Source organism: Pedobacter frigoris, assembly GCF_032678645.1.
Lineage (GTDB): Bacteria > Bacteroidota > Bacteroidia > Sphingobacteriales > Sphingobacteriaceae > Pedobacter > Pedobacter frigoris_A.
Genome location: NZ_JAVTSP010000007.1, coordinates 108,763 through 122,690 on the forward strand (window position 1 = coordinate 108,763; position 13,928 = coordinate 122,690).

At 41.9% G+C, this 13,928-nt stretch carries 14 protein-coding genes and 1 tRNA gene; 11 read left to right on the top strand and 4 right to left on the bottom strand.

Going from position 1 to position 13,928, the window contains the following annotated elements; translation table 11 throughout:
• Positions 1-56: 56 nt before the first annotated feature.
• A complete protein-coding gene (locus R2Q78_RS19135) occupies positions 57-407 on the top strand; it encodes a TfoX/Sxy family protein (RefSeq protein ID WP_316794161.1) in 351 nt (116 codons plus the stop codon).
• 23 nt (positions 408-430) lie between these two features.
• Here the strand turns inward: R2Q78_RS19135 and msrA are convergent, their stop codons facing one another.
• Positions 431-928, bottom strand: a complete 498-nt coding sequence (gene msrA, locus R2Q78_RS19140; RefSeq protein WP_316794162.1) for a peptide-methionine (S)-S-oxide reductase MsrA — start codon at positions 926-928, stop codon at positions 431-433.
• A 337-nt stretch (positions 929-1,265) separates the two neighbouring features.
• Between msrA and R2Q78_RS19145 the strand changes: the two genes are divergently transcribed.
• Both R2Q78_RS19145 and R2Q78_RS19150 read left to right on the top strand, forming a co-directional pair.
• Positions 1,266-1,853 (top strand): DUF1572 family protein, encoded by a 588-nt coding sequence (locus R2Q78_RS19145; protein WP_316794163.1) that lies wholly within the window; start codon positions 1,266-1,268, stop codon positions 1,851-1,853.
• Positions 1,807-3,426, top strand: a complete 1,620-nt coding sequence (locus tag R2Q78_RS19150) for a GxGYxYP domain-containing protein (RefSeq protein WP_316794164.1) — start codon at positions 1,807-1,809, stop codon at positions 3,424-3,426. Before R2Q78_RS19145 ends, R2Q78_RS19150 begins: the two co-directional genes overlap by 47 nt.
• A gap of 106 nt (positions 3,427-3,532) precedes the next feature.
• Here the strand turns inward: R2Q78_RS19150 and xth are convergent, their stop codons facing one another.
• Positions 3,533-4,309 carry an exodeoxyribonuclease III gene (gene xth, locus R2Q78_RS19155; protein WP_316794165.1) on the bottom strand — a complete coding sequence of 259 codons (777 nt, stop codon included), beginning with the start codon at positions 4,307-4,309 and terminating at the stop codon, positions 3,533-3,535.
• A gap of 129 nt (positions 4,310-4,438) precedes the next feature.
• Between xth and R2Q78_RS19160 the strand changes: the two genes are divergently transcribed.
• The 8 genes from R2Q78_RS19160 (at position 4,439) to R2Q78_RS19195 (ending at position 12,417) form a co-directional block, all read left to right on the top strand.
• Entirely contained in the window at positions 4,439-5,485 is a 1,047-nt protein-coding gene (locus R2Q78_RS19160; protein ID WP_316794166.1) for a sensor histidine kinase, read from the top strand.
• 25 nt (positions 5,486-5,510) lie between these two features.
• The gene (locus R2Q78_RS19165; protein WP_316794167.1) at positions 5,511-6,656 is read left to right on the top strand and encodes a TlpA disulfide reductase family protein; all 1,146 of its coding nucleotides are present in this window, start codon (positions 5,511-5,513) and stop codon (positions 6,654-6,656) included.
• The gene (locus R2Q78_RS19170; RefSeq protein WP_316794168.1) at positions 6,656-7,348 is read left to right on the top strand and encodes a LytTR family DNA-binding domain-containing protein; all 693 of its coding nucleotides are present in this window, start codon (positions 6,656-6,658) and stop codon (positions 7,346-7,348) included. The genes R2Q78_RS19165 and R2Q78_RS19170 overlap by 1 nt, the downstream gene beginning before the upstream one ends.
• A 148-nt stretch (positions 7,349-7,496) precedes the next feature.
• A tRNA-Leu gene (locus tag R2Q78_RS19175) sits at positions 7,497-7,578 on the top strand.
• A 237-nt stretch (positions 7,579-7,815) separates the two neighbouring features.
• The gene (tig, locus tag R2Q78_RS19180) at positions 7,816-9,165 is read left to right on the top strand and encodes a trigger factor (protein WP_316794169.1); all 1,350 of its coding nucleotides are present in this window, start codon (positions 7,816-7,818) and stop codon (positions 9,163-9,165) included.
• A 160-nt stretch (positions 9,166-9,325) separates the two neighbouring features.
• Positions 9,326-10,018, top strand: coding sequence for an ATP-dependent Clp endopeptidase proteolytic subunit ClpP (gene clpP, locus R2Q78_RS19185; RefSeq protein WP_316794170.1), 693 nt, complete (start codon positions 9,326-9,328; stop codon positions 10,016-10,018).
• A gap of 2 nt (positions 10,019-10,020) precedes the next feature.
• Positions 10,021-11,262 (top strand): ATP-dependent Clp protease ATP-binding subunit ClpX, encoded by a 1,242-nt coding sequence (clpX, locus tag R2Q78_RS19190; RefSeq protein ID WP_316794171.1) that lies wholly within the window; start codon positions 10,021-10,023, stop codon positions 11,260-11,262.
• Between the two features lie 291 nt (positions 11,263-11,553).
• The gene (locus R2Q78_RS19195; RefSeq protein WP_316794172.1) at positions 11,554-12,417 is read left to right on the top strand and encodes an AMP nucleosidase; all 864 of its coding nucleotides are present in this window, start codon (positions 11,554-11,556) and stop codon (positions 12,415-12,417) included.
• A 10-nt stretch (positions 12,418-12,427) separates the two neighbouring features.
• Here R2Q78_RS19195 and R2Q78_RS19200 read toward each other — a convergent pair whose 3' ends face one another.
• Positions 12,428-12,931, bottom strand: coding sequence for a SixA phosphatase family protein (locus R2Q78_RS19200; protein ID WP_316794173.1), 504 nt, complete (start codon positions 12,929-12,931; stop codon positions 12,428-12,430).
• A complete protein-coding gene (locus R2Q78_RS19205) occupies positions 12,897-13,928 on the bottom strand; it encodes a glycosyltransferase family 9 protein (RefSeq protein WP_316794174.1) in 1,032 nt (343 codons plus the stop codon). The genes R2Q78_RS19200 and R2Q78_RS19205 overlap by 35 nt, the downstream gene beginning before the upstream one ends.

The window sequence follows — 13,928 nt, forward strand, 5'->3', positions numbered from 1 at the left end:
AAGGCGAAGAATTAACACGATCTTAATGTTCTATTGCGTAATTTAGTGAAACTGATATGAAAAGGATAATCAATGAACAAGTAGCAGACCGGGTGAGAGAAATACTGGTCAATGAAGCCGATGTGGAAGAGAAGACCATGTTCAGCGGGCATTGTTTTTTGGTAAATGGTAAGATGTGTATTTGTGTAAACCAGGAAGAACTGCTGTGCAGGATCGGTCATGAACAGGTTGTGGAGGAGTTGGAAAAAGGCAATGCGAGGCAAATGGTGATGAACGGGCGTGCAAGCAAAGATTTTGTTTATGTAGCATTAGCCGATATCACCAGTGGGAGGGAACTGGCCTATTGGATAGATTTATGTTTACAGTTTAATCCCCAGGCAAAAGCTTCTAAGAAAAAGAAGAAATGACTGAGGATTCTGTTATTTCCAATTTATTTATCCAAAAATGTTCCAAACCGCTCATAATGGCAGGTATAACCATTCGGATGTTTTTGTAAATAATCCTGGTGTTCTTCTTCAGCCGGCCAAAATTTCACATAAGGCTCCAGTTTTGTCACTACTTTGCCATCCCATTTCTTTGAATTATCGACAATGCCTATTACTTCCTGCGCTATTTGTTTTTCCTCATCATTTTGATAAAAGATAGCCGAACGGTAGCTAGAGCCTCTGTCGTTTCCTTGCCTATCCACGGTGGTTGGGTTATGGATGCGATAAAAATAATCCAGTATTTCTTTGAAATTGGTTTCGGTACTATCGTAGGTGATCTCAATCCCCTCCGCGTGCCCTGGATGATTCCGGTAAGTTGGGTTTTCATTTTCGCCACCAATGTAGCCCACTTCAGTATCTAATACTCCTTTTTGTTTTCTGAAAAGATCTTCCATTCCCCAGAAACATCCACCAGCGATGTATACTTTTTTACCGTTTTCCATATTTTTATTGTTAGTTAGTCTATTAAGATTTTTTGTTTCTTGTTCCTTATTCCCAGTTGTGCCGCATCCCATAAAGGTAGCGAGTAAAAACAAAGACGGAAACAAGCTGAAAATTTTCATTTTTGCATTCATAATTTTTTAATTGTTATCATTCTCTATTCATTGATTTATTAATCATTATCCCAAGAACTGCACGACAATTTTCGGTTGTTCATCATTCGCTAATTTAGCTATATAATTCCGCAACACATATTTTGCATTGATAGATTCATCTCTCTAATGAATCTGTCCGGCAATCCCGTATATTAGTACGGCTAAGTGCTATTAAATTACGGTTATGAAAAAAGATTATTTAGACAGCGTCATCAAGCAGTTTTTATACTACAAAATGCTGGGTGAAAAGACATTTGATCAAATCCCGGAGGAACAACTGTTCCTGCAGCACAATCCGGATAGCAACAGCATTGCTACCATTGTTAAGCATCTGGCGGGCAACATGCTGAGTCGCTGGACAGATTTTCTAACAACTGACGGAGAGAAATCCTGGCGAAACCGCGATGGAGAGTTTGAGAATGATCTGGGTTCCAAGGCGGAAATACTCAGGTTATGGGAAGAAGGCTGGAAGGTGATGCTGGAAACCCTTAGCTCTTTGTCTGACGAGGATCTGGACCAAATCATCTATATCCGTAACCAGGGTCATACGGTGATGGAAGCGATAAACCGCCAGTTGGCACACTATCCTTACCATATTGGGCAGATTGTTTATATCGGCAAAACGCTGGCGTCCAATTGGCAATCGTTATCTATCCCTAAGGGAAATTCAGCTGAGTTTAATGCGAATAAATTTGCGCAGGACAAGCATATGGGACATTTCACAGATGAATTTTTGGATCCAGCAGATGATAAAACCAGCAAGAATACTTAGAATTAAAGCTGCATGCTTTCTTTTGTTCCATTTGTTTGCCATGCCATCCATGGGCCAGATCAAATGGCCGCGTAATCAGCTGCTTCCATCTTTCCCGGCGCCTGCTCAGGTTCAGGATTTAATCATACTACGGCAAAACTCTCCCTATGCTGCAGCAGAGATGTACCTGTTTGCTTCTTTAAAGGGTATTGTAAACAGGACTAAGCCACGTATTTTCTCCTATGAGGGCGATGCTTTTGCTGAAGGGCCGCATACTTGGCTGCAGTCCCTGGGCTTGAACTGGTCTGAGCCTGCAGACAAATGGGACTTGATTACCAAATACCGGAATGAAATTTCAGGTTTGATCGTTTATGATCCCAACCAGGTACATACAATTAACCTGGCCACAGTACTTGCTAAAAGCAAAGGGGCATTGATTGCCTCACCAATATTGTTATCCAAGTTAACTGCTCCTCCTTATAATTTGCCTGTCTTACTTGATTTGCAGGGAAAGTTTAGCAGTAAGCTGGAAATTTATCAATCACTGTATGATATCTATTGGCCACACCTTGATCATCGTTTGTTAATCGGACTAAACCCTAATGCGCATAAAGCGGCTCTTCGTGAGTATGCAGTAGCATTGGGGGCTGGGGTAATATGGCTCGATCCCAAAGTCGCCGGTGAAAGTGAGTTGCTCAACAAATTTTTATCTTCTATGTCGCCGGGCTCAAACTTTATGGGCTGGTGGCCACAAGAAGGGCCAGGGGTGGAGCGGGCTTCGAAGTATGGTATTGCAACGATCGCCAGTGATTGGTGTTCTAACCTAACGGTACATAGTGGTACTTCCAGAGCCGTAAATACAAAACCGATTCCACCAAAACCAGTGCTTAAAAACAAGATTTATGTTGCATTTGTATTGAGCGATGGAGATAATCTACAATACACTGAACATCTGATGCGTAAACTTTGGAATAATCCAGACCGGGGCGCTGTTCCAATCGGATGGACCGTGTCACCTGCTATGCTGGATGCCATGCCTGCCGCACTTAATTACTATTGGCAAACCTCCACCATCAATGATAACCTGATTTCCGGACCTTCTGGCTATGGTTACACCTATCCCAATGCCTGGTCTGATGAAAATTTACTAAAACAGTTTGTTTCGAAGACCGAGGATTATAATAACCGTGCTGGTTTACGGGTGGTCACCATCTGGAACACAATCGTCGGAGGTATTAATCCTAATGTTGGGAAGATTTTTGCCAGTCAGGCAAAATCGTTGCTTGGTGTAACCGCCCAAAACACAGGTGGTGGGCTCACTATCTATAACAACAGCTTACCCGGAATGGCACTTGCCTGTAATTATTGTACAAATGAAAAGGCGATGAAAGATCATATCGCAACTGCTGCGGCTCGTTGGAATAGAACTTCGCCGCGTTTCATCATTATACAAGCACAGCCCTGGACTAATATATCGCCAACAAGTTTTAAAAATGTAGCTAACTCACTTAATGAAGATTATGTAATAGTTCGCCCTGATCATCTTTTTCAGCTTATTCGTGAAGAAAATGGACTTTTGATTAATCCCAAATAGTTATCTGATTTAGAAAATAAATCTTAAGGTCGCATGGCATTTTTAAGATGACCGGACTTTTTCATGGGCGATGGTTGTTTGGCGCTTAATTAGATCTTTTGAATTGTTAAAGATCCTTTAGTTCAATCCAGACCGGAGCATGGTCGCTGGTTTTTTCCCAGCCCCTTACGTGACGGTCTACACCTGCTTTTAACAATCTTTTCTCCAGTTGCGGATTCAGCAGGAAATGATCAATGCGTAATCCTGCATCCCTTCCATAAGCGTTGCGGAAGTAGTCCCAGAAAGTATAGATTTTATCATTTGGGTGCAGTTTCCTGATGGCGTCTGTCCAGCCCTGTGCAACAAGGTTCTTGAATGCCTCCCTGGTTTCGGGTCTGAATAATGCATCTTCTACCCAGCGCTCTGGCTTATAAACGTCAAATTCCGTGGGGATCGCGTTGTAGTCTCCCGTTAGTACAACAGGAAGATCATATTCCAAAAGTGCGAGGGCATGTTTTGAAAAGCGTTCAAACCAACTTAATTTATAATCATATTTTGGTCCGGGCGCAGGATTTCCATTTGGCAGATAGAGGCAACCTACAACAATGCCACCTACAAAAGCCTCTATATAACGGCTATGCAGGTCTTCAGGATCACCATCGAGTCCGCGCCTGGTTTCCTTGATTTCAAGATTGCGTGCGAGAATAGCTACGCCGTTCCAGCTTTTCTGGCCGTGCCATATCGCATTGTATCCCGCATCTTTTATGGCCTGTTCCGGGAATTTCTCTTGCGGGGCCTTTAATTCCTGTAAACAAACTATATCCGGTTTTTCTTCTTCCAGCCAGCGCAACAGCACAGGGAGCCGGCCGTTTACACCATTGACATTATAGGTTGCTATTTTCATTTCAATCAGGTTGAGTGCTTAAAGATAGGGCAAAGCTGATAATTTCACCACATATTTGATATGGGTTGCCACATTAATTATACATTATTCTTTTAGTTTGGTTCCTTTGATCAGTATCAAAAGACATTTATGATAAAGACGCTAAAAAAACTACTGACAAACTGGACCATTCACTTTTTAATTGTGTGGGTTGCAATTATTGTATTTACACTGATTCCTTACCTCTATCATGTACACATTTGGGGTAATTATATTTATAATGCAGACGGTTCGCCGGTGAGCGGCTGGCAATATGCATTGAATATCAAGCAAGATTTATGGATTGTGGCGCTGTTTGTGTTTTTGACAGAAGTGGTGAGGCAATTTCTATTTAAAAAATATCATTTCATCGTTTTTATAGCAGGATGTTTATTCGCCGGGATAATTTCATTTGCGGGCCTTTATGCGCTGCGACCATACGTGCTTGAAGAGCAGGGCAAATTGTCAGTTATTGAACCTATTTTATATATGACGGCATATGCGTTTATATATTCAATTGTAATCGACTACTACCATCAAAATAAAAACAGAAAGGCGCTGAGGATTCAGCAGTCGGAGAACGAGCTACATGCTTTAAAGGCCCAGTTGAACCCGCACTTTTTGTTTAATGCCTTAAATTACCTCTATGGTACGGCCTTGAAAGAAAAAGCACCAGACACCGCACAGGGAATTGACCTGATGTCTGACATGATGCGCTACACCATTCATGGAATGCATGAAAATTTTGTTTCGCTGTCAGATGAACTGAAGTTCATAGAAAACTATCTTCAGCTTCAGCAGGTGCGTTTGCCGGAAAAGGACAGCATTAAAGTTCGCACTCAGGTAGTCTCAGATGGACGCCAGTACAGGATAGCACCGCTGTTGCTCCTGCCTTTTATTGAAAATGCTTTTAAATATGGCATCAGTATGGATAGTCCATGCGAGGTTGAGGTAAAGGTTATTGTGACAGACCATGAGCTTCATCTCGATGTTTTCAATACCATTGTTCAGAACCGTGCAGAGGTAAAGGGAAACAATACAGGAATAAAGAATGCGGTTAAGCGGCTCGAACTGCTTTATCCCGATAATTACCGGCTGGATCAGAAAAATACCGGATCAGCTTATAAAGTTTCACTCTCATTAAAACTCAACGTTTAGATACCTCACCTAATTTTTTGTAACCATGATAAAAAAAGTAATCTTACTGCTTTTCGGAGCGGCGGTACCCTTTATGTCCGTATCACAGACGGCGGACTCTTTGTTCAGTGTTGAAATCAACGCGATGGCGATGCCTTCAAAGGCTAAGATTTATTTATTGTACCAGCAGGACGGTAAAAAGATCGTGGATTCGGCCGTACGGCATAACGGATTGGTTGTTTTTAAGGGCAAGATCGGGGGGCCGTTGAATGCAACTCTTTTACGCGATACGACCGCCATAGGATTTTCCGGATTGCTAAAAAAACGCAATGAGAAACAGGATGTTTTGCGCATGTATATTTATCCGGGGAAAGTTATGCTGAAAACGAGCCGTTTAATTGCCAATGCTGAGTTCATAGGAAAGGGGATCAATTCAGATTACCTTAAAGTTGAACAAATGCTTAAGCCTGTTGTTGAACAGAGAGCGGAGGTCGGTAACTTGATGGCAAGGGCTAATCAGAAAGATATTGCGGGACTGAATAAGAAGCTGGATAGCTTAAATGCAGTTAAAAAATCCCTGGAGCGACAATTTATACTGGAAAATCCGGACAGCTTTATCGCATTGAGCACGTTGCAGGATTATGCAGGCATTTCTCCGGATGTTACGGTAGTGAGGTCCCTTTTTGATAAGCTCTCTGCCAGGCTGAGGAATATGTCGGCCGGCAAGGAATTTCAGAAATTCCTTTCAGATCAGACTGCGCTTAATCCGGGTTCACGGGCACCAATTTTTACGCAGCCCGATACTGCCGGAAAGTCTGTAAGCCTGGCCTCATTTAAGGGGAAGTATGTGCTGATCGATTTCTGGGCATCCTGGTGTGGCCCTTGCAGGGAAACTAATCCTGAACTTGTGAAGATTTACAATGAATTTAAAGGACGGAATTTTACTATATTGGGGGTATCCCTTGACGATGCAGATAGAAAAGATGCCTGGTTAAAAGCGATAAAAGAGGACGGATTAAAATGGACCCAGGTTTCGGACCTGAAGCATTGGGAAAATGAGGTCGCTAAGCTCTATAGTATCAGGAAAATTCCACAGAGTTTTCTGGTTGATCCAGAGGGAATAATTATAACAAGAGACCTTGAAACCGCAGAATTGATGGAAAAACTTAAACAAGTATTACCGGTAAAGTGATGAAAGTAATTGCAGTTGACGATGAGCCCGTGGCACTGGATATTATCCGTGCCCATGCAGAAAAGATTCCTTTTATTGCCCTTAACGCTACCTTTTTAAGTGCTAAAGATGCACTGACATACCTTAAAAAAGAGCGCGTAGACCTGGTTTTTCTTGACATCGCTATGCCGGATCTTTCGGGGATTGAATTTGCGTCGATGCTGAATGCTGAAATTCAGGTTGTTTTTACCACTGCTTATCCGGAGTACGCATTAAAAGGGTTTGAGCTGGCAGCTACCGATTATTTACTGAAGCCGATTAATTTTACACGTTTTTTAAAGGCATGTCAGCTTGCTGAAACCAGGTTGCAGTCACCAGGTTTGAAAAAACGTGAAGAGGAGCAGGCTTTATTTGTGAAGGATGGACATGACTGGGTACAAATAAAATTTAACAACCTGATCTATGCGAAGGCAGAGGACAATTATGTCGACCTGCATGAAGCAGATAAGCATACCCTGACACGCATTACATTGACAGAATTACAGTCGAAACTTCCTGCGGATCAGTTTATACGAGTTCATAAATCTTTTGTCATTTCCAGACAGAAAATTGAGCGCATTGAGAAGCATCAGGTAACTGTGGGAGGGAATAAGATCCCCTTGTCTAAACTGTATAGAGATCAGCTGCTGCAACATGTAGGCAAAGACATATAGCATAGTTGTTTCAGATTGAATTGAACAGGAAAAATGTTTTCACTGTAAACCAACAGGTTAAGTAAACAGAGCGAAAATAATTTAAAAACAGTTTTGACTTTTAGAAACTATCTCTATCTTTGCAATCCAAAACAAATACATCCTAACTGCGGAAGTGGCGTAATTGGTAGCCGCACCAGACTTAGGATCTGGCGCTTCACGGCGTGGGGGTTCGAGTCCCTTCTTCCGCACAATACATTAAGACAGCTTCGAAAGAGCTGTCTTTTTTTATGCTGTATTCATTCGTATAAATCTTTTTTATTCATCATGCTGTACGGTTTGAAAAAAATCATGATGGTTTCCTATATATAATGTGAAAAATAGAATAAAAAAAACTAATTTTGCGCCCTCTAACAGGAATGGTAAAAGGAGGGTGTACTTCCCGATATTCCGCAGACAGAGACGGTTATAAAAATTGATTCAGAAAAATGAACATTACACAGGAAAAAATTAACGACCTAAACGCAGTTGTAAAGATTAAGATTGCGCCTGAAGATTATACTGAAAAGGTTGATAAATCTATAAAAGAACAAGCTAAAAAAGCAACCCTTCCGGGTTTCCGTAAAGGAATGGTTCCTGCAGCCCACATTAAAAAAATGTATGGCAGAAGCATCCTTGTTGAAGAGATCAATAACCTGTTGAGCGAAACTTTAAACAAGCACCTTACTGATAATAAAGTGGAAATCCTTGGACAGCCATTACCAGTAATGGATGACACTAAAGAATTCAAATGGGATAATACTGACGAGTTTGAGTTTGACTACGAATTGGGTCTGGCTCCTGCGATCGATGTAAACATCACTTCTAAAGATAAATTTACTCAGTATGATGTGAAAGCTGATGCTGAGACGCTTGCGGCACGTATCAAAAACATCCGCAAAAGCTATGGCAAAATGACAAATCCTGAAGTTTCGGCAGAAGAAGATGTACTTTATGCCGAAATAGCACAACTTTCTGCTGATGGTTCAGTTTTTGAAGGTGGCATTAACCATACAGGATCTATTCGTTTAGATCAGGTGACTGATAAAAAGATTTTAAAAACTTTAGTTGGTCTGAAAAAAGATGACGTAGTTGAACTGGATGTTCAGAAAGCTTTTGATAAAAATGAGGTGATCATCGCCAAATTGTTAAACATCAGCGAAGAAGATGCAAAAGACTTGAAATCTAAATTCCAGGTAACGGTTAAAAATGTAAACCGTTTAGAGGAAGCAGACCTGAATCAGGAGTTCTTTGATAAATTATTTGGTGCAGGCGTAGTGACTGACGAAGCTGGTTTTACTACTAAAATCACTGAGGAAGTTGAAGGCATGTTTAACCAGGATGCAGACCGCAAATTGCAAAACGATATGTACACTAAATTAATTGACAGTGTAAAAATCGAATTGCCTGATGAGTTCTTGCGTAAATGGTTAAAAGCTACCAACGAGAAATTAACTGATGCTGAATTGGCTGAAGGATATGATGATTTCGCTAAAAACCTGAAATGGACATTGATCGAAAATAAACTGATCAAAGACAACAACATCGAAATTAAATATGAAGATGTGTTCCAGACAGCGAAACAACGTTTAGATGCTCAGTTTAGAATGTACAGTCCAGCTCCGATGCCGGAAGATCAACTGGCTCAGTACACTGCAACTTTCTTAAAAGAGAAAGACAATGCAAATCGTATTTTTGATGAGGTAAAAGCCATTAAGGTTTTTGAACACATTAAATCGGTTGCTACAATTGACCAGAAAGAAATAGCTTACAATAAATTTGTAGATCTGTTGAAGTAATCGCTCGCGAAAGCTTTAATTTATAAATATTGATAGGGCGGCTTTTTTAAGGCCGCCTTATGCGTATAAAAAGATCGTCAAATTTTACAATACCACAATAAATTGCCAACTTAGTTTCCTTACTTTGGTGTAAGGAACAGAAAAAATAAAATAAAAGGTCATGAAAATAGATAAAGACGAATTCAGAAAATACGCAGTTAAACATCACCGCATTAACGGTTTGAATGTAGATCGTTACATTGGCGCAACCAATGTTTCTCCAAAAAGCATGACGCCTTATATTATAGAGGAGCGCCAGTTGAACGTAGCTCAGATGGATGTGTTTTCACGTTTGATGATGGACCGCATTATCTTTTTAGGTGATGCCATCTATGACGGAAATGCAAACATTATTCAGGCACAATTGTTATTTTTGCAATCAGTAGACAACAACAGAGATATTCAGATCTATATCAATTCACCGGGTGGTTCTGTATATGCAGGTCTGGGTATTTATGATACGATGCAATATATTTCACCTGATGTGGCTACGATCTGTACGGGTATGGCAGCATCTATGGGTGCTGTATTGCTGGTTGCGGGTGCTAAAGGTAAACGTGCGGCATTGCAACATTCAAGAGTAATGATCCACCAGCCTTCGGGAGGAGCACAAGGTGTTGCTTCAGATATGGAGATCAATTTAAGAGAGATGCTGAAACTGAAAAAAGAATTATACGATATTATTTCTACGCATTCAGGACAAACTTACGAATGGGTAGAGAAGGCTTCAGACCGTGATTACTGGATGAAGGCAGAAGAAGCTAAAGGCTTTGGAATGATTGATGAGGTACTGGGAAGTACGAAGAAAGACTAAAAATGGCGAAACAAAACAAAGATTCCCGCTGCTCTTTTTGCGGGTCGGGCAAACAGGATACCTTGATGCTTATTGAAGGGCTGGATGCATACATTTGCGATAAATGTGTGACCCAGGCCAATCAGCTCCTTGCACAGGAGTTGGGCAGTAAGAAATCGAAACCCCTGGATTCTTCGATCACATTATTGAAACCGCAGGAAATTAAGGCGCATATTGATCAGTATGTAATTGGTCAGGATGATGCTAAAAAAGTACTTTCGGTGGCGGTGTATAACCACTACAAGCGATTGAGCCAGAAGGTAGATAAAGCCGATGAGGTAGAGATTGAAAAATCGAACATCATGCTGGTTGGTGAAACCGGTACGGGTAAGACCCTGCTGGCGAAGACCATTGCAAAAATCCTGCATGTGCCTTTCTGTATCTGTGATGCTACGGTCCTTACGGAAGCAGGTTATGTTGGGGAGGATGTGGAGAGTATTCTGACGCGTTTATTGCAGGCTGCGGATTATGATGTGGCCTCAGCTGAGCGTGGAATTGTATACATTGATGAAGTAGATAAGGTGGCGCGTAAGAGTGACAATCCTTCTATTACACGTGATGTATCCGGTGAAGGTGTACAGCAGGCTTTACTGAAAATCCTGGAAGGTACGGTTGTGAATGTTCCACCTCAGGGCGGACGTAAGCACCCTGATCAGAAAATGATCCCTGTGAATACGAATAATATCCTATTCATTTGCGGCGGTGCTTTTGATGGTATCGAACGTAAAATTGCAAACAGGCTGCGTACTCAGGCGGTTGGTTATAAAGTGAAAAAGGATGATGTAGATCTGGATCTTAAGAACCTGTATAAATACATCACTCCGCAGGATCTGAAATCTTTTGGTTTGATCCCTGAGCTAATTGGCCGTGTGCCGGTATTGACGCACCTGAATCCACTGGATAAGCAGGCTTTGCGCAATATCCTGACAGAACCTAAGAATTCATTGGTACGTCAGTACGTGAAGTTGTTTGAATTTGAGAATGTGAATCTGTTATTTGATGATGAGGTATTGGATTTTATAGTTGATAAGGCTATGGAGTATAAGCTGGGGGCCCGCGGTTTGCGGTCCATCTGCGAGGCGATTATGCTGGATGCAATGTTTGAGATACCGTCTGATTCGACGGTCAAGGAATTGCTGATCACACTCGACTACGCGGTAGAGAAATTTGAAAAGGCCGATTTTAAGAAGTTAAAAGCAGCATAAAATGATGAGATCCCCGGTAAAATAACCGGGGATTTTTTTTAACTTGTTATTTGGGAACCCGCCCGTTCGTAAGAAAAACAACCGTTCTCTTCGAAGAAGGTGATAACTCCAAGAGAATCGCTTGGACTTTGAAAAAATAACCGTTCTCTTCGAAGACTGCATCCCCTGAAGCTTCGCAACATGGGCGCTGAGGTCTTCTCTGAGAAGGTGATTTTTTAAGTCCGCGCTAGTGCAGAGGAAGGGGAAACAAGTGGACATTATTAAATATAATAGTTAAAAAAGGAGGAATATATGAATGAAGAGAAGGATGTTAAAAAAGACGAGAAGATTGTAGCGAAGGCAAAGAAGGTGAAGGAGGTTGAGTCTCCGGTAAAAAAAGGATTAAAATCCAAGTCTGATATTGTCAATAATTGGTTGCCGCGGTACACCGGCAGGCCATTGGAAGATTTTGGCCAATATATATTGCTGACAAATTTCAGCAAGTATGTGCAAATGTTTTCGGAATGGAATGACAATGCACCTATAATGGGACTTGATAAGCCAATGCAGAGCGTGACTGCCAATGGCATTACCATCATTAATTTTGGTATGGGAAGTCCGCTTGCGGCAACGATGATGGATCTGCTGAGTGCCATAAAGCCAAAGGCTGTGCTGTTTTTGGGTAAATGCGGCGGACTGAAAAAGAAAAACCAGTTGGGCGACCTGATACTGCCGATCGCCGCGATAAGAGGAGAGGGGACTTCTAATGACTACATGCCGCCGGAAGTGCCCGCTTTGCCTGCGTTTGCTTTACAAAAAGCGATATCCACTACGATCAGGGACCATTCAAGGGATTACTGGACAGGTACTTGTTATACGACCAACCGCAGGGTATGGGAACATGATAAGGATTTTAAGAAATACCTGAAGACACTAAGGGCGATGGCGGTGGATATGGAGACGGCGACCATTTTTACAACAGGTTTTGCCAATAAAATTCCTACAGGCGCATTGCTCCTGGTTTCAGACCAGCCGATGATCCCTGAAGGTGTGAAGACAACAGAAAGTGACAGCAACGTAACCAGTCAGTTCGTGGAGACCCACCTGAGGATAGGAATTGACTCTTTAAAGCAGTTGATCAACAACGGACTTACTGTAAAGCACCTGCATTTTTAATCTTCAGCCGCTAATCTTCATCTGCACTTTTAGGGAAATCAAATTCAATCAGCTTACCGGTATGGTGGCTGATCTCTGACCAGTGATCAGCGGTAAATTCTATCAATACGGTGCCGCAGGTAGGGATGTTGTAGATTCCCGCATCGCTCAGGTAATTCGCAAAATCCGTAAAACCGGGATTGTGCCCAAATATGGCAATCCTGTTGTAATCATCACTCAGTCCATTCAATACACCAAGTAATGTGCTGGTATTTGCTTCGTAGATTTCCGGTTTTTCCAGTATTTGCTCCGGAGCTTTGTTCCAGACCTGTGCAAAATGTTTTGCTGTCGTCAGTGCTCTGAGCGCAGGGCTGCTGACAATCAGTTCAGGTACAAGATTTTTGTTCAGGATTCTGTTTGCCATCTCAGGCGCATTTCTGTGTCCCCTTGGGTTTAAAGGCCTGTCGAAGTCTGCGAGGTGGCTGTTGCCCCAGTCAGATTTACCGTGTCTTACTAATAGCAGCTGTTTGGTCATTATTTAGTTTTTCTAGTAGTTTATCTACAATATTTTTTTCAGGTAAATTATTCATGCATGCAAAGTCTCCTCTATAACAGGGTACATTTCCATATACTGAACATGGCCTGCAATATAAATCTATCTGAACGGCATCGTTTATGGATTGTCCATAGCCCAGGAAGCCAGCATAGGGATGGGTAGCTCCCCATACGGATACAACCGGAACATTCTTTAAAGAGGAGAGGTGCATTCCAGAAGAATCCATGCTGAGCATCACATCCAGTGTTGAAATGAATTCCAGTTCCTCCTGCAGTGTCATCTTTCTTACAACAGAGGTAATGTTTTGGTGCTTGTTTGCCCAGCCCTCAGCAGTCTGTTGTTCTTCTTCCGATCCACCAAAAATAAACAGCTGGTGACCAAGTTCTGCCAATGTAAGCAATACGGCCTCCATTTTGTGTAAGGGATAAACTTTTTGAAGGTGCTGGGCGAATGGACTGACACCGATCTTCCTGACGTCATTTCCGTTTAGCGTTTGCTTGTGGAGGGTATTCTTTAGTGTAAGCGGAAAACCGAGCTTTCCGAATACTTCGGTATAGCGCTGAATGGTCAGCTTAAGCGGGATGACCAGTTTGTTTTCCTTTCTGGTGAGCCGTTTTTTCTCCTTCCTGCCTTTATCGACAGTAGCGAAATCTATACCTGCGAAGAAAAAAAGAAATGTCAGTATTTTGCTGCGCAGGTTGTTGTGGAGATCCGCCACTGCAGTTACTTCCTGTTTCTTTAATTCCCTGAATAATTTAATGAGTCCAAAAAAACCCTTGTGTTTTTGTTTAGGATCGAAGGCATGAAACTGCGCATTGGTTAAGCCCTCGAAAAAAGGTTTGAATAACGTGCGGCTAACAATTAGTAATTCGGTGTCGGGGTAGGCTTCTCTGAATTCTTTCAATACAGGCGCAGTCATTGCCACATCGCCCATTGCCGAGAAACGAATTACTAATATTTTAGCGGCTTTTGGCAT